Here is an 18,455-nt window from a genome sequence, read left to right as displayed (position 1 = left end):
CGCCCGACGCGCTAACCTGAGCCCCATGCAGGTGACATCGCAGGCCACCGTGCCCACGCCGATCGACACGGTGTGGGCCACCCTGACCGACCACGTCGGGATGGCGTCCTGGGCTCCTGGCCTGAGCGTCAGCTTGGGCAGGCCGGGCGCGCCCGAACCCAACGGCGTCGGCGCTGTCCGGCGGATCAAGACGCCGGGGCCGGGGCCCGACATCGTCGAAGAGGTCGTCACCTTCGAGGCGCCGCACGTCTTCGGTTACAAGGCGCTGTCCGGCACGCCGTTTCCCGGCTACACCGGTGAGGTGCGGTTGACGCCGGTGGGTACCGGCACCCGCATCGACTACACCGTCGGGTCGACGGCCTCGTTCCCGTTGGTCAAGGCCCCGCTCGCGGTGGTCGCGCAGGTGCTGCTGCGATTGCTGGTGCGCGCGGCGTCGCGCGCCTGATGCCGGCTATATCCGGGGGATCTCGGCGTTGATCGCGTCCAACAGTGCGGGGTAACGCTTGGCCTCGGGGTGCCCGCTGGGCTTTCCGCTGCTGACCACCGCCACCGACAGCGCCCGCTCGGGATCGGCCCACACGGCGATATCGGTCAGCCCGGTGTGCCCGAATGCGCCCGCCGCGTCCCGGCCGAAGGGGCCGAACCGCTTGGACCCGAGCATGTACCCGGTGCCCCATCGCATCGGCGCCATGCCGGTCGCCAGATCGGGGCGCAGCCGGCGCGCCTGCCTCGTCGCGGCCCGCAGGGTTTCCGGCCGCATGATCCGCACGCCGTCGAGTTCTCCACCGCGGCAGAGGATCTCGGCGAACCGCGACAGCTCGTCGGCGGTGGATACGGTGTTCGACGACGGAACGATGCCGGTCAGGAATTCTGGCGTGTTGGACAGCGGGATGATCTGCTGCGGCGTCCCGCCGACGGCCAGTTTGAACGCCTTGGCGATCGGCACCGGCAGCGGCTTGCCGGTCACATGGCTGGGTGCCACCAGCGGAACATCTTCTGGCGCAACACCATAATTGGTCCAGCGGAAGTTCAGCGGTGCGAGGATCTCGTCGCGCAGGATATCGCGGACGGTGCGTCCGGTGGCCGCCGAGATGATCTCGCGCATCAACGGGCCCCAGGTCAGCCCGTGATAGATATGCACCAAACCGGGCCGGTACACCGGTTTCATCTTGCCGAGCATCTCGCGGGCATACTCGCTGTCGTCCATGCGCCGCAGGTCGGGTTTGGGCCCGGTGGCGAACGGGATACCCGCGCTGTGGGTGAGCACATGCCGGATGGTGGTGCGGTCCTTGCCGTGGCTGGTGTAGCTGGGCAGGTAGTCGCAGACCCGGTCGTCGAGCCCGAACGTGCCCCGCTCCACCAGCATGTGGGCGACGGTGGTGGTGATCGCCTTGGCGGCCGAGTACACGCAGAACGGGGTGTCGGTGCGGACCGGGATCTTCTCGGCGTCAACGGGGTCGGCGGGACCGTTGCCCCAGCCGTGGCCGATCGCGCGGTTGAGCACCACCTTGCCGCGATGGCGCAGGCACACCTGGATGGCCGGCTGCATCCCGGCGAGATACCAATACCGGGCTTTGTCCCAGATCCTCTCCACCGCTGCCGGATCGATATCGGAGTGGTCTTCGGGTGCACGGTCGGTCACCTCGTCGAGATCGGCCGGCACCCGGATGCGGCCGTCGAATCCGGTGGTGGTCGTCATGGCTGCCTCCGCAGGGTCGCCGACAGGTGATGCTGCAGTGGTTGCCCCACGGCACCCATCTGCACGGTGTAGGTCAGCTCGTCATCGATCACGGTGAACGAACGGGCCAGTGCGGTCACCTCTTTCGCCGAGGCTGACCGGCCGATGGTGGTGGCGATGACGTCGATACGCAACGGTTCGGCGACAACGGAACCCTCCAGGATCTCCACGATGCCGGTCGGGTGCGCGAGCACCAACTCCACCCGGCCGGGTGCCGGCACCCGGAGGTACCCGGTCTCGGCGTGCAGGGGCCGGCCGTCGTCGGCGGCCGTGGTGCGCTGCGCGTACGCCAGGAACGGCTTGCCGACATGGCCGAACGTGACGGTCTCCCGATAGTCGAACGGTTCGATGGTGGGGTACTCACCTGCGCCGGATCCGGCCCAGGTGCCGAGCAGGGGAGCCAGCACGGCGACTGCGGGATGAAGGTCGGGCACGCTCGCCAGCCTACGGCGCGGTGTTTAAATGCCTGGGTGAACACCGACGAAGCTGCCCTTGTTGGCGACGCAGCCCGCCCCCACCCCGCTCGCCTGTCCAAGGCCCTCTACCCGGTGTCCGGTCTGGCGATCGCGAGATACGGTGATATGGATGCGAACGGCCACCTGAACAACCTGGCGCTGGAGGCACTGCACGAGACCGCTCGCGCGGAGTTCAACGAGCGCATCTTTCCTGGCATCTACCAGCCAGAGGGGCGTCGCGTCCGGCTGGTGACGGCCACCAACGTGGTGCACTTTCTGTCCGAGGTGCACTGGCCGGCGACCATCGACACCGGCCTCGGCGTCGGGCGTATCGGCCGGACGTCGTTCGTATCGTCCACCGCGTTGTTCGTCGGGGAGGACTGTGTCGGCCTGTGCGACACCGTGCTGGTGCTGCTAGACGACAACGGTCCTACCCCGATCCCCGAACAGACCCGGGAGCAGTTGGAAACGTATCTGTTTCGCTGACCCGGCTATAGTGCGGCGTCGGCGACATCCAGCGCCGAATCCAGGATCGCCAGACCTTCGCGCACCTCGTCCGCGGACACGTTGCACGGCGGCACGACGTGGATCCGGTTGAAGTTCGCGAACGGCAGCAGGCCGCCGGCCTTGCAGGCGGCGATGACGGAGTTCATCGCCGGGCTGGATCCGCCGTACGGTGCCAGCGGCTCGCGGGTCTGCTGATCGGCCACCAGTTCGACGGCCCAGAACACCCCGGCGCCGCGGACCTCGCCGACGCTGCGGTGCTTGGCGGCCAGTTCGGCCAGGCCGGGACCGATGACCTCGGCGCCGATCCGGGCGGCGTTGTCCACCATGCCCTCGTCGGCCATCGCGTTGATGGTGGCGACGGCGGCCGCGGTGGCCAATGGATGCCCGGAGTAGGTCAACCCGCCCGGGTAGGCGCGGTGCGCGAACGTCTCGTAGATGGCGGGGCTGATCGCCACGCCGCCGAGCGGCACGTAGCCGGAGTTCACCCCCTTGGCGAAGGTCATCAGGTCGGGCACCACGTCGAAGTGGTTGATGGAGAACCACTTTCCGCTGCGCCCGAAGCCGGCCATCACCTCGTCGGCGATGAACACGATGCCGTAGCGGTCGCAGATCTCCCGCACCCCGGCCAGGTAGCCCGGCGGCGGCACCATGATGCCCGCCGTGCCCGGGATGGATTCCAGGATGATGGCGGCGATAGTGGACGGACCCTCGAGCTGGATCAGCTGGTCCAGGTAGGCCAACGCGCGCTGGGACTCCTCGGCCTCGGTGCTGGCGTGGAACTGCGAGCGGTACAGGAACGGCCCGAAGAAGTGCACCACCCCGGCGTTGCCGTGGTCGTTGGGCCAGCGGCGCGGGTCACCGGTCAGGTTGATCGCCGTCTCCGTGCCGCCGTGGTAGGCCCGGTACCGGGACAGCACCTTGTACCGGCCGGTGTGCAGCCGGGCCATCCGCACCGCGTGCTCGACGGCGTCGGCGCCGCCGTTGGTGAAGAAGATCTTGTCCAGGTCACCGGGGGTGCGTTCGGCGATCAGCCGAGCGGCCTCCGAGCGCGCCGCGTTGGCGTGCTGCGGCGCGACCGTACAGAGCTTGGCGGCTTGTTCGGCAATGGCGGCAACCACTTTGGGGTGCTGATGGCCGATGTTGGTGTTCACCAGCTGTGAGGAGAAATCGAGCAGGCGACGGCCTTCGCCGTCCCACACGTAGGACCCCTGGGCGGCGGTGATCGTCATCGGGGCGATCTCGGCCTGGGCGGACCAGGAGTGGAACACATGTTTGCGATCCAGTTCGAAGGCGCGGGCGGCCTCGGCGCGCGCGGCCTCGACGGTCAGACCGTTGGGCAGCAGGGTCGACTCTTCGGTGACAGTCATATCGTGCAGTCTCTCACTTGTTCTCGGGGAAGCCGAGGTTGATGCCGCCGTGGGAGGGGTCGAGCCAGCGGCTGGTGATGGCCTTGGCGCGGGTGAAGAAGTTCACCCCTTCGGTGCCGTGGGCGTGGCTGTCGCCGAACAGCGAGGCTTTCCAGCCGCCGAAACTGTAGTAGGCCATGGGAACCGGGATCGGGACGTTGATGCCGACCATGCCGACCTCGACCTCGTTCTGGAAGCGCCGGGCGGCGCCGCCGTCGTTGGTGAAGATGGCGGTGCCGTTGCCGTATGGGTTGGCGTTGATCAGCTCCAGGGCCTGGTCGTAGGTGTCCACCCGCAGTACCGAGAGGACGGGGCCGAAGATCTCGTCGGTGTAGACGCTCATGTCGGGGGTGACGTTGTCCAGCAGGGTGGGGCCCAACCAGAAACCATCGGCACCACCGTCGGCTTGGACATTGCGACCGTCGACGACGACCTTGGCGCCGTCGTTCTCGCCGGCGTCGATATAGGAGGCCACCTTGTCGCGATGGGCCTTGGTGACCAGGGGGCCCATATCGGAGTCCTTGGTGCCGTCACCGATCTTGAGGCCGACGGTGCGCTCGGCGATCTTGGCGACCAGGTCGTCGGCGATGGGGCCGACGGCCACGGCGGCCGAGATGGCCATGCAGCGTTCCCCGGCGGAGCCGAAACCGGCGTTGACCATGGCGTCGGCGGCCAGGTCCAAGTCGGCGTCGGGCAGGATGACCGCGTGGTTCTTGGCCCCGCCCAGGGCCTGGACGCGCTTGCCCGCGGCGGTACCGGTGGCGTAGACGTACTGCGCGATCGGGGTGGACCCGACGAACGAGACGGACTTGATCTTGGGATTGGTCAGCAGCTCGTCGACGGCGGTCTTGTCGCCCTGCAGGACGTTGAACACGCCGTCGGGCAGCCCGGCCTCGGCCCACAGTTGGGCCAGCCACAGGGAGGCCGACGGGTCTTTCTCCGACGGTTTGAGCACGACGGTGTTGCCGGTGGCAATGGCGATGGGGAAGAACCACATCGGGACCATGGCGGGGAAGTTGAACGGCGAGATGATCGCGACCGGGCCGAGGGGCTGGCGGATGGAGTAGACGTCGACCTTGGTGGAGGCGTTTTCGGTGAACCCCCCCTTGAGCAGATGCGGGATGCCGCAAGCGAATTCGACGACCTCCAGGCCACGGGATACCTCGCCGAGGGCGTCGGAGACGACCTTGCCGTGTTCGCTGGTGATGATCTCGGCCAGTTCGCCCTTGCGGGCGTTGAGCAGCTCCCTGAAGTTGAACAACACCTGAGTCCGTTTGGCCAGCGAGGTGTCCCGCCACTCGGGGAAGGCGGCGGCGGCGGCGTCGATGACGGCGCGGGCGTCCTCGACGCTGGCCAGAGCCACCTGCCCGGTGACCTGACCGGTCGCCGGATTCGTGACCGGCGCCGTGGCACCGGAGGCGCCCTCGAAGAACTTGCCGTCACGCCAGTGCTGAACGGTGGCTTGCATCGCGATGTGCTCACTTTCTGTCGGAGTGCTCTCAGTGTGTGGCCGCGGACACCCGAGCGGCCGTTACGAATCGTCTCTGAAATCGCTCCCACCGTTACGATGTGTAAATGATCATCACGGTGGCCGATGTCGTCCGGCTGCCGGTGCTGCAGAAGGGCGAGCCCGAGATCCTCAGCTCGCGGCGATTCGACGAGCCGATCCGCTGGGTGCACGTCAGCGATATGGCCGACCTGTCCACCTTGGTCCAGGGCGGTGAACTGGTGCTCACCACCGGCGCCGCCCTGCGTGCCGACCCGGGCCGTTACCTGCGCGGGATGGCCGAGGCGGGGGTGCTGGGCGTGGTCGTCGAACTCGGCGGGCATCGATTGCCGGCCGGTACCGGCACGATCGCCGAACGGTACGACCTGGCCCTGGTGGCGCTGCACCGGCAGGTCCGCTTCGTCGAGGTGACCGAGGCGGTGCACCGGATGATCGTCACCGATCAGTTCGACCGGGTGGATTTCGACCGCCGTGTGCACGAGACGTTCACCGATCTCAGCATGAAACGCGCCTCGCTGGGCGGCATCGTCGACGCCGCTGCGGCCATGCTCGACGAACCCGTGGTGTTGGAGGATTTGGCGCACCGGGTGCTGGCGGTATCGGCCCGCGGCCACACCGCCGACCTGCTGCACGACTGGGAGCGCCGATCCCGGCGCAGCGCGGGCACCGAACACTGGGCCGTGACCGCGGTGGGGCCGCGCACCGAGGAGTGGGGCCGGCTCATCGTGCCGCGCCAGCCCGCCGACGCGGCGCGCACGCAGATGGTGCTGGAACGGGCCGGGGTGGCACTGGCGCTGCATCGGATGATCGAGCGGGACCGCTCCGGGCTGGCGCACCAGGCCCAGAGCGGGTTGTTCGACGACGTGCTGCGCAGCCGGATCACCGACGAACGCGAGGCCGCCGCTCGTGCGCATGCGCTGGGGCTGCGCTCGTCGGTCCGGTACGTGCCGGCCACGGTACGGGTCGAGCGGCCGGCCGGGGCCCGCGGAATGGCCGATCCTGTTGCGGGACAACGTCGCAACGTGTCGCTACTGGACACCGTCACCCACACCGTCAACGCCTCGGGACATACCGGCCTGTTCTCGGTGCGGCGCGACGGTGAGATCGGCATGGTGTTGTCGCTCGGCGTCGCTCGCTCGGCGGATACCGCACTGGCGGCGCTCGGCACCGATCTGCGTCGCGAAATCCGCCGTGTGGAGGGCATTTCCGGCGCGGCGCTGGCGGTCGCCGAACCCGTCGAGCGGGTGATCGATGCCATCCACGGCCTGGCCGAGGCCTCGCACATCGCGGAGGTGGCGCTGTCGATGGCCGAGGCGGCGCGCCCGTACTACCGCGCGGCCGACGTGCGATTGCGCGGACTGATCTCGCTGCTGCGCAGCGATCACCGCGTGCAGGCTTTCGCCGAGACCGAACTCGGGGCACTGTTGTCCGGTGACCCCTCGAATATCGAGGTGTTGCGCGAGTATCTGCGCTCGGCAGGCAACAAGGCGGCGGTGGCCCAACGGTTACACATGAGCCGGCCGGCGCTCTACAAGCGGTTGGCCACCATCGGAGGCGCCCTGGGGGTGGAACTCGACGACGGGGAATCGCGGACATCACTGCACGTGGCGCTGATGGTGCTGGATGCGCAGAAGCTCAGCCGCCCGGCCGGTTCCGTCGTCGAGCCGGTGCGTGCCGAGATCATCGACCCGTACACCTGAGCCAGGGTGCTCGCCTCCGCGTGAAACGGCGGTAGGGTGGCCGCTATTGCCGGTGTTTGGTACGGGGGAGGACCGCTGCGGTGCCCAATGACGATCTCGCCGATTTCGAGCACGCAGAGTTCACCCACGAGGGCACCACGCGGTCGATTTTCCGGAAAGGCACGGGGCCTGCCGTCATCGTGATCGCCGAGATGCCCGGGATCACTCCCAAGGTGCTGGACTTCGCCAGGAAAGTCGCCGATATCGGATGTACCGCGGTGCTTCCGCACCTGTTCGGTGAGCCCGGCTTCGACCCGAATCGCAGCATGCAGGCAGCACTCGGCAGTTTCGCCAGGGCCATGGTGCCGGCCTGTGTCAGCAAGGAATTCGTCACGCTCGCCACCGGTCGGACGTCCCCGGTGATCAGCTGGTTGCGGGCGCTGGCCCGGGCCGAACACGAACGGTGCGGCGGTCCGGGTGTGGGCGCGGTCGGAATGTGCTTCACCGGCGGGTACGCCCTGGCGATGGCGGCCGACGATGTGCTGTTGGCACCGGTGCTCTCGCAGCCGTCGATGCCGATGGCGTTGACCGCGCGGCAGAAGCGTTCGATCGACATCTCGCCGCAGGACCTCGCCGTGGTGAAACAGCGTTGTGCCGCCGGGCTCACCGTGCTGGGTCTGCGGTTCAAGTTTGACCGCATGGTGCCCGCGGAGCGCTTCGAATTCCTGCGCGAACAACTGGGCGAGGCGTTCGTCGCCGTCGAGCTCGAGGACGCCGATGCCAATCCGGATGCGCTGTTGACCCCCCACTCGGTCTTGACCGAACACCTCATCGACGAGCCCGGGCAGGCCACCAGGGCCGCCCTCGACCAGGTTCTCGACCTGTTCCGCAGCAGACTGCTGACCGCCTGAGTGCGCCGCCTCCGCTGAGGGGGTCGGCGCAGGAATGACCGGCCCGGCGCCTGACGTTGGCAGGTGTATGAATCACCGCGCCGATGCGACAGGGACCCGGGGATCGGGTTGTGGAGTGTCCTCACTCACAAATGCCTTGTCGGGCGCGTTGCTTAGGAGGACTATCTAGTCATGCTAATCATCAAGCGCTACGTGGAAGCGGCGTTGCTGTCCGTGGTCGCGCTGGTGGCGATCGCCATTCCGACCACCATGTTGCTCCAGGACGGACCGCACGTTCCGGTGCAGATCGTCGTCAACGAACCGCTGTCCGGTCCTGCCCGTTGAGTCGAGGTGCGACATGTCTGGAATTGTTCGTCGGTCGCTACGCTTCTGGGGTGCTCACTCGCCTAGGTGGCTGACGGTAACCCTCTGCGCCGCAGCGGCATTGGCCCTGCCGGCGGCTGCCGTGAGCGCCGCGGTCGCGCCGGCGCCGGTGTCATCGGTGGTGGCCCAGCCCACCGGTGGCGGTGGCCCGGACGGTCACGGCGGTGGCGGAGGCTGCGGAAGCGGCCCCAACTGGCACGGCTGCGGCGGCTGGAACCCGCAGCAGGGCGGCTTCGGCAGCGGATGCTTCAACGGCATCTGCGGCGGCTGGGACGGTACGCGCGGCTGGGGCGGCTGACCCAGGTCGCTGGTTCGGTCTAAGCCGAGCGACCGATATCGGGACGGTTTTCCGGGTCGTCGTCCACCGTGGCCAACTTCGGCGACTCCAGCAGACAGGATTGATTGCCGCCGGCCTTGCGCGCCTCGTACATTGCGTTGGTCGCGATGGTGACCAGCTCGTCGAGCACGTCGCGCGAGGTGTGCCGGGCCAGCGGTTGCAGCGGAGTGCTGACCACACCCAGGCTCGCCGTCAACTGGAACGGCGCGGATTTGATGGTGCCCAGGATGCGGTCGGCCAGCGGCGACGGATCCTCGTGGGTGAACACGTCGGCGATCAGATACTCACTGTCGCCGAGGTGGCCGATCACCGCATCACCGCGCACGGTCTCGCGCAGCCGCTGTCCGATGGCCACGCGGGCGCGGTTGCCACCCGTCTTTCCCGACATGGCCGTCAGGAGCGAGAAGCTGTCCAGGTTCGCGACGATGAGCACGAAATACCGGTCGTCCCGGCGGCTGCGCGAACCGATCAGGGTGGCGACCTCGTCGTAGAACGTCTCGCGGTTCAGCAGGCCGGTCAGCGGTTCGATACCGTCGTGGCTCATCTCCGAGCCGGCGATCTTGAGGGCCAGTTCGCAGGCGAAAGCCACCGTCGCGTTGATGGTCACCACCAGCGCGATGGACGACAGCGCCGCCACGGGCTCGGTGACGAACAGCCGCCACGCCAGGATGGCCAGCGTCGCCGCCTGGATGCCTCCGATGAGCAGCAGCAGCCGGCGGGAATGGAAGAAGACCGTGTACGCGGTTGTCACGACGAACGCGGTCGAACCCACCAACGCCATGATCGGGTGGGGCAGCCACAGGCATGACGCGGCAATCAGCAGGGTGCCGAACACGACGCAGAACACCGACTGCCGCCATGTCGGCCAATCCGAGCGAAGCCAGATCGCGGCCATCACGCCGGTGCACAGGATGACGATCGCGCCCCCGGCCGGCCCGGACATCGGGGTGTACTGCGAGGTGGACACGGTGACGGGCAGCGCGATCGCGCCCAGCCCGATGATGCTCCACGCCACCACGCGACACGTCAGGGTCTGCAGATCGCGGGCCGCCAGGAACGACGTCAGCCATTGGTAGTGATCGCCGCGGTGTCGCCAGCGTGCGGGCGTAAGCATCAGATGCCCGTTCGCGCCGGGCCGCAACACTGAGGCATCACCGAACGGTACAGCAACAGGCGCCCTGCCGGTACCGGAGACGAGGGGCGAAATACCTGGTTAGCCTCGGGTTATGACAGCGCAGTGGACGCCAGGGCGGCTCGGGGATCTGACCGGCAAATGCATCGTTGTGACGGGTGCGACCAATGGGGTGGGATTGGCCACGGCGACGGCACTCGCCCGCGCCGGCGCCCGCGTCATCCTGGCGGTCCGCAACACCGAACTGGGCGCGCAGCGGGCCGCGGAGATGGGTGGCGACACCGCTGTCGCCCGACTGGATCTCGCCGACCTGTCCTCGGTCCGGGCCTTCCCCGGCCGACTCGACGACCTCGGCGCCGACGCGATCGACATCCTGGTCAACAACGCCGGCGCGCTGACCCGGCAGCGCACCGAGACCGTCGACGGTTTCGAGACCACCATCGCGACCAACCTGCTCGGGCCGTTCGCACTGACCAACGTGCTGCTCGGACGGGTCCGGGAGCGGATCATCACCGTGGGCTCCGAAGCGCACAAGTCGGCCACCCTTCATCTGGACGACCTGCATCTGCGCCACCACAAGTGGACCGTGATGGGTTCCTACGCGGCGTCCAAACTTGCCGTGATGCTGTGGGGTCTGGAACTGGACCGGCGGCTGCGGGCCGCCGGGTCGCCCGTCGTCTCCCAGCTGACTCACCCCGGATGGGTCGATTCCAACCTGCCGCAGGTGACCGGCGGGCCGCTGATGAGCGTCGTGCAGCGCGGGGTCAAGCTGGTGGTCGGTGTACTGGCCAACGACGCCGACGCCGGTGCCGCCACCACGTTGTACTGCCTCACCGAGCCGATCCCGCCGGGCAGTTACGTCGGTGTGCAGGGACGTTTCGGTTTGCGCGGTGGCCCGGTGCTGATCGGGCGCTCGGCGCAGGCCTGCGATTACGCGACCGCGGCGCGTATCGTCCAATTCGCCGAACATGAAACCGGCACAGAGCTTTTGGTCACTGGTTCGCCGCGGCCGGCCGCGCGCTGAATGTTTGCCGACCCATAACGGGACGGCCATCTGACGATGGCATGGTGACGCGGTGACCGTCGAGTCGGCGCCAGCACCGGCCCCTGGCCGGTTTGCCGACCGGTTCCACCACTGCTGTGAGCGCGTCACCGCGCGCCTGCCGCTGCGCCTTGACCGGGTCGTCGCTCCCACCTTTCTGGGTTTCGTACTGATCAACGGTTTCACCTTCGGGGTGGATCTGCTGATTTTGACATTGCTGCACAGCGGTTTTGGTGTGCCATTGCCGGTCGCCCTGACAGTCGGCTACGGGTGCGCGTTCGCGCTGAGCTACGCGCTGAACCGGACGCTGAACTTCCGCTCGCACGCGCAGGTCCGATCGCAACTGGCGATCTACGTCGTGGTCGTGGCCCTCAACTACGGGGCATTCATCGTTGCCGTGCCCACCGCACTGGCATCGTTCGGACTGGAGTACCACCTGGCGCGGGTCATCGCCGGCGGCGGTGAAGCCGTCTTCATGTACACCGCCATGCGCTGGGTGGTGTTCCGGCGCTGAGCGCGCGCTCCTACCGCGAACCTCCAGCTGATCTCCACGTCGTCTCCACACAATCGGGCCCACCGATGGACATGCTCGAACGCATGAAAAGCAAAGGTCCTTTGGTGACGGTGGCCGCGGTGGCGGCCCTCGGCGGCGGGTTGTGGGCGGTCAACGTGCACCACACACCCGCACCGTCGGCGACCCGGACGGCAGCCGCGGTCAACCCGGCCCCGACGCCGGCACCCCCACCACCCCCGGCGCCCGACCCGTTCGCCACCAAAGCCAACTTCGCCGGCAAGATCCCCACGGCGACCGGCACGATCACCGTGGAGATCACCGTGCACGGGACCGAGGCCGTCGCATACGCGTGTGACGGACGGGCCGTCGAGGCGTGGCTGCGAGGCAGCGCCCGGGGCGGTGCGCTGGCGCTGAGCAGCAAAGGTGCCACCAGTAGCCTCACCGGCGAACACCACGGGACCACGGTCACCGGCACGCTGACGATCGGCGAACAAAGCTGGAAATTCGCCACTTTCGAGGTGGACCGAGTGCAGGGAACCTCCAATGCGCCGTGAGTACGCCGAGGCGGATACCCGCCTGCTGGCCGCGCCGCGGGCCGCCGATACGGCGCTGCTCGGTGCACTGGCGATCGGAGCGGTCGTGGCCGTCGGGCTCGGCGTGTACGGCCGCCTGCACACCCCGCAGTTCTTCGCCGTCAATATCGGGGGTTTCTCCGGACCCGGCGCGGTGAAATCGTGGCTGGCGACCATCGCCGTTGCGCTGGCCGTCTTCCAGTTCATCTCGGCACTGGTGATGTACCGGGTACTGCCGGGCGGGCGGGCCCCGTCCTGGATCGGTGTCGCACACGTGTGGTCGGGCCGGCTTGCGGTCCTGGCCAGCGTGCCCGTCGCGGTGCACTGCCTCTACGCGCTCGGATTCCAGGCCACCGACAGCCGGGTGCTGTGGCATTCGCTGTTCGGTTGCTTCTTCTACGGCGCCTTTGTCGCCAAAATGATCCTGCTGACTCGGAAAAACCTGCGAGCGTGGGTGATTCCGGTGCTCGGTGGGCTGGTGTTCTTTACTCTCGTCAACATCTGGCTGACCTCAGCCCTGTGGTTCTTCCAGATCAACGGACTTGCCAAATGAAGCCGAGGAGATCAGCCATGACCATCCACGAGAACACCGTCGGACGCCGCCAGGTAATTGCCGGAGCCGGAATCGGACTGGGCGCCACCGCAATTGCGGCTTGCTCAGGCTACGGAGGCGGTCGCAACGACGGGAAAGCGGGGGATGATAAGGACGCTGCGTCTGCGACGCCGACATCATCGGAGACCCCTGGAGCGCCGGCGGTGCTCGCCAAGACATCGCAAGTCCCCGTCGGCTCGGGGCTCATCGTCGACGGTGTGGTGCTCACCCAACCCAGCGCCGGCGTGTTCAAAGGGCTGTCGACGGTGTGCCCGCACGCCGGCTGCGCGGTGTCCTCGGTTGCGGACGGGAAGATCATCTGCCCGTGTCACGGCAGCACCTTCGGCCTGGACGGCGCCGTCATCAAAGGCCCGGCCACCAAACCGCTGGCCACCGTCGCGGTGAGCGTGCAGGGCCAGGACATCGTCAAGGGTTAGACACCGGGAGGGCGGGCGCCGGCCACTGGTTACGATCACCGCCTGTGGGAGACGACGAGGCTGACAACCCGCCACCGTGGTACGAGGAGACCTGGGCGGTCTACGCAGCCGGTGCCGGCGTGATCGCGGTGCTCGTCGTCCTGGTGTTCGCGGTGGTGCAGACCTCACGCAGTTCGATGGATCCCGGCCGCCCGCTCACACCGGCGACCGTGGAGGCGCCCACCTCGTCGGGGACGACCACCCCGGCCACCACGACCACGACCCGCACCACCACGACGACACCGTCGACCGCCGATATCAACCCGTCGGGGTCCGGCACCACGACCACGACCACCGACGACTGGGTGCCTGGTTTCCCCGAACTGACCGGCGGCACCTCGACCACGACCACCACCAGCGACCCGTACGCGACCAGCACGTCAGCCCCCAGGGCCGGAGCGATCTGAGCCCCCAGGGCCGGTGCGACCTAGGCGGCCAGCGCGCTGCCCTTGCGCCACTGGTCCCACGGCACGCTCCAGTCGCCGTTCTGCGACAGCAGGTCCTGCGGCGGGCCGCCGGTGTGGCGGACTTCGACGACATCGCCGGGCACCGAGAAATCGAAGAACCATTCGGCGTTCTCGGAATTCAGGTTCAGACATCCGTGCGAGGTGTTGGTGTTGCCCTGCGCCCACACCGTCGCATTGAGCTGATGAAGATAGATGCCGTCACCGCTGATCCGGGTGGCCCACGGGATCGTCTCGCGGTAACCGAGCCGGGAATTGACCGGCAACCCGTAGGACGACGAGTCCATGATGACCGGGTTGGCCTTGTCCAGCACGGTGTACACCCCCGGCGGGGTCCAGAAGCTCAGCGTCGTCCCGCCGATGGTCTCGGTGCCGCCACGGCCCATCGAGGTGGGCATGGTCCGCACCAGTTTCCCGTTGTCGTACACGCTGACCTGTTTGGTGTTGTCGTCGGCGATCGACACGTGCGCGTCGCCGATCTTGAACGACACCTTCTCGTCGTCCTCGCCGTACACGCCGTTGCCGAGCGGGACGCCATAGATGTTCGCGGCCACCGAGACCGTGGTGCCGGGCGCGTAGTAGCGCTCGGGGCGCCAGTGCGCGGTCTGGTCGTCGACCCAGTACCAGGACCCCTGCACCGGCGGTGAGGTGGTCACCGTCAGCTGCCGCTCGGCCCGCGCCCGGTCGGCGATCGGCTCGTCGAACCGCGCCACCACCACCGTGCCGACACCGTAGGTGCCGCCGTCTTTCAACAGCGCGTACCCCGTGGTGGTCAGTGACACCGACGCCTGATAGCTGGGGGACACCGTGGTGAAACTGGAGGTCTCGGCGGCCGGCATCCCACCCGGCCCCTGCGAGCGCACGGTGAGCGTGTACTCGCGTCCGTAGCCCAACGGGACGGCGGGCTTCCACACCGTGCGATCCGGCGTCAGCACGCCGGGCACGACCGTGCCGTTCTCGTTGACCATGGTCACGTCGGTGAGGGTGCCGGTGAATGCGGTGACCCGTACCGGTCCGCGCGGGAGCACTCCCTGGGCGCCCGGCTGGGGCAGCACTCGGACCGTCGCCGGCGTCGGCGCAGGCGCAGGCGGGACGGCTTCGGTCGCGGCCAGATCGGTGCTCGCGGCCAACGTGCGGCAGCCGTCCTGGCATTGCGCAATACGCGAACTCTGCGTCACGCCGAAGGCGGTGGTGACGAGGAGCAGCGCTGCCAGGCATGCGACGCGCACGCGGTAACGATCAGGACGCACGGACACTCCGGGGCAGAAGATGAGGTGGACCGGGGTGCGTCACTGCACTGGCCGGACAGAAGCTCTCATAGTAGAGGGCCCGGGGCCCGGTTCACACGCGACCGCTGATCTCCATGCTGTCCGTGTCGCGGGCCGCGAAGTTGACGCTCGTGTAGCCGTTCGCCGGATCGCGTACGTAATCCAGATATGGCTTGGTATCGGACATTTCGGTGTTGTCGGCGATCACCAGCGCGCCGGATGACAGCTTCGGTTCCAGCACCCGCAGCACCGGGAGATACAGCTCCTTCCAGCCGTCGAGCAGGACGAGATCGACCGGAGCCGGTACCTCCGCCAGGGTGGTGACCGCATCGCCTTCCACGACGGTGATGAGATCCGCCAGGCCGGTCTCGGCGAAGGTTTGCGCCGCGGCGTCGATCTTGGCCTTGCTCAGCTCGGTGGTGATCACGCGGCCGGTCCCGTTGTCCCGCACCCCGGCGGCCAGGTGCACCGCCGACAGGCCGAACGACATCCCGAACTCGACGATCGTGGTGGGCCGGGTGGCGCGCACCAACATGTAGAGCAGTCGGCCCGCGGCCGGGGTGACCGGCATGTAGATGTCGCTGAGCGCGTCCGCACGTTCCTGCGCCGTCGCCTGCTGCAGGCGGGCACGGTCGGCGGGCCCACGCTCGCGCAGTTGGGCCATCTGTCGGTCGGATTCGGCGTACATCCGTGCCAGCGCCGCCGCGACGCGGGAATCGTCGAGTGTCGTCATGCCCGCGAAGCTACGCCGCGGGGCTGTGCGCCCGATTAGACCGATTCCGGATTCTTCTGCCACAATTGCTGGTGAGGGGAGTACTCCTACCGCTGCGGTGTCGTCATCACGTGATCCAACGTTGGATTACCGGTGCCGCGGGCCGCGCTCGTCATCGGCGCGGCGGAAGAGACCTCGGCCGTTGAACGACGACCGGAGGCTCATGATTCATGAACGTGTCTGCACTTGAGTGGGGGATCACCCTCAGCGTCACGATCGCCATTCTGCTGTTCGACGTGATCGTGATCGGGCGGCGCCCGCACGAACCGTCCCGCCGCGAGACCGCGACGTACCTGACGATCTACGTCAGCCTGGCCGTCGCGTTCGGGTTGTGGACCTGGTTCTTCCACGGCAGTCAGTACGGGGTGGAGTTTTTCGCCGGGTGGCTCACCGAATACAGCCTGTCGGTGGACAACCTGTTCATCTTCTTGATCATCATGGCCAGCTTCAAGGTGCCGCGGATCTACCAGCAGCAGGCATTGCTGGTCGGCATCATCTTGGCGTTGATCTTCCGCGGCATCTTCATCGCACTGGGCGCGGTGGCCATCGAGCAGTTCTCCTGGGTGTTCTATCTGTTCGGCGCTTTCCTGGTGTACACGGCGGTCAAGCTGGTTCGGGACACCGAGCATGACGACGACGCGGACAACGGCGTGGTGCGGTTCGCGCAGAAGCACATGAAGTTCACCGACAAGTGGGACGGCCTGCGGCTGTGGGTGAAAGACCACTCGGCCGGCGGCAAGCGGCTGATGACGCCGATGTTCCTGGTCATCGTCGCGCTCGGCACCACCGATCTGCTGTTCGCGTTGGACTCCATTCCCGCCATTTACGGACTGACCCGCGAGCCCTACCTGGTGTTCACCGCGAACGTGTTCGCCCTGATGGGACTGCGGCAGCTGTACTTCCTGCTGGGCGATCTGCTCAAACGGCTGGTCTACCTGTCCCAGGGGCTGGCGTTCATCCTCGGCTTCATCGGCGTGAAACTGCTGCTGCACGCGCTGCACGAGAACGAGGTGCCGTTCATCAACGGCGGCGAGTCGGTGCACGTCCCCGAGATTCCGACCCTGGCCAGCCTGGGCGTCATCGTGGTGACCCTGGTGATCACCACGGTGGCCAGCCTGTACAAGACCCGGTCCGACGCGAAGAAGTCGGTGCCGGCTGTGGCCGAATAGCGGCCGAGTAGGGCCCGTGGTGGAATCCCAGGATCGGCTCCGCCAGCAAACTCGCCGAGTTAGCATCTCGGCAGGGGTCCGTTGGTCGGGCCGGGATGGGGGCCAATGGTGGCGAACTCACGGGGGCGACATCGAGTTCGATCGGGTCACGAGCTCAGCGGGGTGGCCGGGGGGACGGGTGTCGCCCTGTCCACCGTTGCCCTGGCGGCCGTCGCGCTGATCGGCACGACCCCGGTGACGGCGGCCGGCGTGACGCTGTCGGCAAACTCGGCCGTGTACTACCTCAAGGGCACCGAGATCGGCGACACCACGGGTCATCCGGCGCCGTTCGCCTTCACCACCGCGATGATGACCGGGGCAGGCCGGGCCGCGCCGCAGGTCGACGTCACCGTCGTCGACTATCCCGCCACGATCGGCCCGTTCTCCAACGGCGGGTTCGGTGACCCGTCCTGGGGGGTATCGGTGGGCCGGGGCATTGCCGCCCTCGGGGAACGACCGCAGAGCGGCGACACCGTATTCGGGTTCTCGCAGGGCGCGGTGGTGGCCACCAGGTACAAGCGCGACCATCCGGGAAACGGCGTCAACTACGTGCTGGTGGAGAATCCGGGCCGGCCCAACGGCGGCATCTTCGAGCGGTTCGCCGGGCTCTACGTCCCGCTGCTGAACGTCACGTTCGACGGCGCCACGCCGGTGGTGGACGACCCCGAGGAGGGTGCGGGGACCACGGTCGACATCGCCCGGCAGTACGACGGGTGGGCGGATTTCCCCAAGTACCCCTTGAACCTGCTGGCCACCGCCAACGCGGTGCTGGGCATCGTCTATCTGCATGGGGACACCCAGGACCTCGACGCGAGCGCCCTGGCGGATATCGACACGTCCGATCCGCGCTACTACCAGCAGCACGGCGACACCACCTATTACCTGGTCCCGACGAAGCGGCTGCCGCTGTTGATGCCGCTGCGCGGCGTGGTTCCCGGCGCGGTGCTCGACAGGCTGGATGCCCCGCTGCGAGCCGTGATTGAAACCGGCTACGACCGACGCGATTACAGCAAGAACACCCCGGCACAGGTGTTTCCACCGGTAGGTGTGCCGGCGGCGGCCACGGACGAACCGGCCGAGCCAGTCGCACGCCAGGCACCCGCCGCCGTCGCGGCTGATACCGCCCGGCCGGCCCCCGCGGCCCCGACCGGAGCGGCCGGCGCCGGCAGCGCACCACCGGTCGCCACCCCCACGACGACGAAGAAACCCAAGCCGGCCCGCGTCGCACTGGCCGCGCAGCTGCGGCGGTCGGCCGCGGCGATCTCGTCGGCACTGCGTTCGGGCCGTCTGATTCACGGCACCGCCGGTACTCCCGGAGACGGCAAGACCGTGTCGAGGGTGCCGGGCGCCGATGCGACGCCGCCGCAACCGAGAACCCCGGATACCGGCAAGCCCGCGACGAAGACCGCGGACAGCGATGCACACCCGGCGGACGCCGCCTGAACCGACGATCCGGGTAGCGGGCCGGCCGACCCTCTGACCGCACCCTTAGGCGCGCAGGCCGCCGAACCC

The 18,455-nt window shown here is 68.0% G+C and carries 21 protein-coding genes; 14 read left to right on the top strand and 7 right to left on the bottom strand.

Translation table 11 applies throughout. From position 1 onward, the window contains the following. The first annotated feature begins 25 nt into the window (after positions 1-25). Entirely contained in the window at positions 26-445 is a 420-nt protein-coding gene (locus SBI67_RS13355; protein WP_318981007.1) for an SRPBCC family protein, read from the top strand. A 6-nt stretch (positions 446-451) separates the two neighbouring features. Here the strand turns inward: SBI67_RS13355 and lipE are convergent, their stop codons facing one another. Together lipE and SBI67_RS13345 are read right to left on the bottom strand one after the other, a co-directional pair. After that, on the bottom strand, positions 452-1,699 hold the full coding sequence (gene lipE / locus SBI67_RS13350) for a lipase LipE (RefSeq protein ID WP_318981006.1): 1,248 nt from the start codon (positions 1,697-1,699) through the stop codon (positions 452-454). Next, positions 1,696-2,172 (bottom strand): peroxynitrite isomerase, encoded by a 477-nt coding sequence (locus SBI67_RS13345; protein WP_318981005.1) that lies wholly within the window; start codon positions 2,170-2,172, stop codon positions 1,696-1,698. The genes lipE and SBI67_RS13345 overlap by 4 nt, the downstream gene beginning before the upstream one ends. A gap of 36 nt (positions 2,173-2,208) precedes the next feature. On the opposite strand from SBI67_RS13345, the gene SBI67_RS13340 reads away from it, so the two are divergent. Continuing rightward, positions 2,209-2,679 carry an acyl-CoA thioesterase gene (locus tag SBI67_RS13340; protein WP_318981004.1) on the top strand — a complete coding sequence of 157 codons (471 nt, stop codon included), beginning with the start codon at positions 2,209-2,211 and terminating at the stop codon, positions 2,677-2,679. Positions 2,680-2,684: 5 nt separating this feature from the next. On the opposite strand, the gene SBI67_RS13335 is transcribed toward SBI67_RS13340, so the two are convergent. Together SBI67_RS13335 and SBI67_RS13330 are read right to left on the bottom strand one after the other, a co-directional pair. Continuing rightward, positions 2,685-4,067 carry an aspartate aminotransferase family protein gene (locus SBI67_RS13335; protein ID WP_318981003.1) on the bottom strand — a complete coding sequence of 461 codons (1,383 nt, stop codon included), beginning with the start codon at positions 4,065-4,067 and terminating at the stop codon, positions 2,685-2,687. Positions 4,068-4,080: 13 nt separating this feature from the next. After that, on the bottom strand, positions 4,081-5,574 hold the full coding sequence (locus SBI67_RS13330; RefSeq protein ID WP_318981002.1) for a CoA-acylating methylmalonate-semialdehyde dehydrogenase: 1,494 nt from the start codon (positions 5,572-5,574) through the stop codon (positions 4,081-4,083). A gap of 107 nt (positions 5,575-5,681) precedes the next feature. On the opposite strand from SBI67_RS13330, the gene SBI67_RS13325 reads away from it, so the two are divergent. The 4 genes from SBI67_RS13325 (at position 5,682) to SBI67_RS13310 (ending at position 8,864) form a co-directional block, all read left to right on the top strand. Then, positions 5,682-7,313, top strand: coding sequence for a PucR family transcriptional regulator (locus tag SBI67_RS13325; RefSeq protein WP_318981001.1), 1,632 nt, complete (start codon positions 5,682-5,684; stop codon positions 7,311-7,313). An 80-nt stretch (positions 7,314-7,393) separates the two neighbouring features. Further along, positions 7,394-8,203: a dienelactone hydrolase family protein gene (locus tag SBI67_RS13320; RefSeq protein ID WP_318981000.1), complete on the top strand. Its 810-nt coding sequence runs from the start codon at positions 7,394-7,396 to the stop codon at positions 8,201-8,203. Between the two features lie 171 nt (positions 8,204-8,374). After that, complete coding sequence (locus tag SBI67_RS13315; protein ID WP_266047386.1) at positions 8,375-8,527, top strand: hypothetical protein; 153 nt, start codon at positions 8,375-8,377, stop codon at positions 8,525-8,527. A 70-nt stretch (positions 8,528-8,597) separates the two neighbouring features. Continuing rightward, complete coding sequence (locus SBI67_RS13310; RefSeq protein ID WP_413232485.1) at positions 8,598-8,864, top strand: hypothetical protein; 267 nt, start codon at positions 8,598-8,600, stop codon at positions 8,862-8,864. A 19-nt stretch (positions 8,865-8,883) separates the two neighbouring features. Here SBI67_RS13310 and SBI67_RS13305 read toward each other — a convergent pair whose 3' ends face one another. Next, positions 8,884-10,017, bottom strand: a complete 1,134-nt coding sequence (locus SBI67_RS13305; RefSeq protein WP_318980998.1) for a GGDEF domain-containing protein — start codon at positions 10,015-10,017, stop codon at positions 8,884-8,886. A gap of 112 nt (positions 10,018-10,129) precedes the next feature. On the opposite strand from SBI67_RS13305, the gene SBI67_RS13300 reads away from it, so the two are divergent. From SBI67_RS13300 to SBI67_RS13275, 6 genes are all read left to right on the top strand, one after another. Beyond that, a complete protein-coding gene (locus SBI67_RS13300; RefSeq protein WP_318980997.1) occupies positions 10,130-11,059 on the top strand; it encodes an SDR family NAD(P)-dependent oxidoreductase in 930 nt (309 codons plus the stop codon). Between the two features lie 52 nt (positions 11,060-11,111). Beyond that, on the top strand, positions 11,112-11,591 hold the full coding sequence (locus SBI67_RS13295; RefSeq protein WP_318980996.1) for a GtrA family protein: 480 nt from the start codon (positions 11,112-11,114) through the stop codon (positions 11,589-11,591). An 83-nt stretch (positions 11,592-11,674) separates the two neighbouring features. Further along, positions 11,675-12,145 (top strand): hypothetical protein, encoded by a 471-nt coding sequence (locus tag SBI67_RS13290; protein ID WP_318980995.1) that lies wholly within the window; start codon positions 11,675-11,677, stop codon positions 12,143-12,145. Then, positions 12,135-12,716 carry a DUF6529 family protein gene (locus tag SBI67_RS13285; protein WP_318980994.1) on the top strand — a complete coding sequence of 194 codons (582 nt, stop codon included), beginning with the start codon at positions 12,135-12,137 and terminating at the stop codon, positions 12,714-12,716. The genes SBI67_RS13290 and SBI67_RS13285 overlap by 11 nt, the downstream gene beginning before the upstream one ends. Positions 12,717-12,919: 203 nt before the next feature. Next, on the top strand, positions 12,920-13,192 hold the full coding sequence (locus SBI67_RS13280; RefSeq protein ID WP_318980993.1) for a Rieske (2Fe-2S) protein: 273 nt from the start codon (positions 12,920-12,922) through the stop codon (positions 13,190-13,192). A gap of 44 nt (positions 13,193-13,236) precedes the next feature. Then, a complete protein-coding gene (locus SBI67_RS13275; RefSeq protein ID WP_318980992.1) occupies positions 13,237-13,638 on the top strand; it encodes a hypothetical protein in 402 nt (133 codons plus the stop codon). Between the two features lie 20 nt (positions 13,639-13,658). Here SBI67_RS13275 and SBI67_RS13270 read toward each other — a convergent pair whose 3' ends face one another. Together SBI67_RS13270 and SBI67_RS13265 are read right to left on the bottom strand one after the other, a co-directional pair. After that, on the bottom strand, positions 13,659-14,924 hold the full coding sequence (locus SBI67_RS13270; protein ID WP_413232465.1) for a L,D-transpeptidase: 1,266 nt from the start codon (positions 14,922-14,924) through the stop codon (positions 13,659-13,661). Between the two features lie 112 nt (positions 14,925-15,036). Next, on the bottom strand, positions 15,037-15,696 hold the full coding sequence (locus SBI67_RS13265) for an O-methyltransferase (RefSeq protein WP_318980991.1): 660 nt from the start codon (positions 15,694-15,696) through the stop codon (positions 15,037-15,039). A 209-nt stretch (positions 15,697-15,905) separates the two neighbouring features. Between SBI67_RS13265 and SBI67_RS13260 the strand changes: the two genes are divergently transcribed. Both SBI67_RS13260 and SBI67_RS13255 read left to right on the top strand, forming a co-directional pair. Then, on the top strand, positions 15,906-16,904 hold the full coding sequence (locus tag SBI67_RS13260; protein ID WP_318980990.1) for a TerC family protein: 999 nt from the start codon (positions 15,906-15,908) through the stop codon (positions 16,902-16,904). 162 nt (positions 16,905-17,066) lie between these two features. After that, positions 17,067-18,386, top strand: a complete 1,320-nt coding sequence (locus SBI67_RS13255) for a PE-PPE domain-containing protein (RefSeq protein WP_318980989.1) — start codon at positions 17,067-17,069, stop codon at positions 18,384-18,386. Positions 18,387-18,455: the final 69 nt, after the last annotated feature.

The organism is Mycolicibacterium chengduense, from assembly GCF_033741155.1.
In the GTDB taxonomy this organism is placed as follows: Bacteria; Actinomycetota; Actinomycetes; order Mycobacteriales; family Mycobacteriaceae; genus Mycobacterium.
Note: the sequence above shows the minus strand (reverse complement) of the source record. Positions and strands in the feature narration are given on the sequence as shown.

What these genes read in the sequence shown, in the direction of transcription:
- SBI67_RS13330 (WP_318981002.1), bottom strand. Translation starts at nt 5,574, where the DNA reads ATGCAAGCCACCGTTCAGCACTGGCGTGACGGCAAGTTCTTCGAGGGC.
- SBI67_RS13305 (WP_318980998.1), bottom strand. Translation starts at nt 10,017, where the DNA reads ATGCTTACGCCCGCACGCTGGCGACACCGCGGCGATCACTACCAATGG.
- SBI67_RS13265 (WP_318980991.1), bottom strand. Translation starts at nt 15,696, where the DNA reads ATGACGACACTCGACGATTCCCGCGTCGCGGCGGCGCTGGCACGGATG.
- SBI67_RS13325 (WP_318981001.1), top strand. Translation starts at nt 5,682, where the DNA reads ATGATCATCACGGTGGCCGATGTCGTCCGGCTGCCGGTGCTGCAGAAG.
- SBI67_RS13300 (WP_318980997.1), top strand. Translation starts at nt 10,130, where the DNA reads ATGACAGCGCAGTGGACGCCAGGGCGGCTCGGGGATCTGACCGGCAAA.
- SBI67_RS13260 (WP_318980990.1), top strand. Translation starts at nt 15,906, where the DNA reads ATGAACGTGTCTGCACTTGAGTGGGGGATCACCCTCAGCGTCACGATC.
- SBI67_RS13285 (WP_318980994.1), top strand. Translation starts at nt 12,135, where the DNA reads ATGCGCCGTGAGTACGCCGAGGCGGATACCCGCCTGCTGGCCGCGCCG.
- SBI67_RS13335 (WP_318981003.1), bottom strand. Translation starts at nt 4,067, where the DNA reads ATGACTGTCACCGAAGAGTCGACCCTGCTGCCCAACGGTCTGACCGTC.
- SBI67_RS13290 (WP_318980995.1), top strand. Translation starts at nt 11,675, where the DNA reads ATGAAAAGCAAAGGTCCTTTGGTGACGGTGGCCGCGGTGGCGGCCCTC.
- SBI67_RS13315 (WP_266047386.1), top strand. Translation starts at nt 8,375, where the DNA reads ATGCTAATCATCAAGCGCTACGTGGAAGCGGCGTTGCTGTCCGTGGTC.
- SBI67_RS13355 (WP_318981007.1), top strand. Translation starts at nt 26, where the DNA reads ATGCAGGTGACATCGCAGGCCACCGTGCCCACGCCGATCGACACGGTG.
- lipE (WP_318981006.1), bottom strand. Translation starts at nt 1,699, where the DNA reads ATGACGACCACCACCGGATTCGACGGCCGCATCCGGGTGCCGGCCGAT.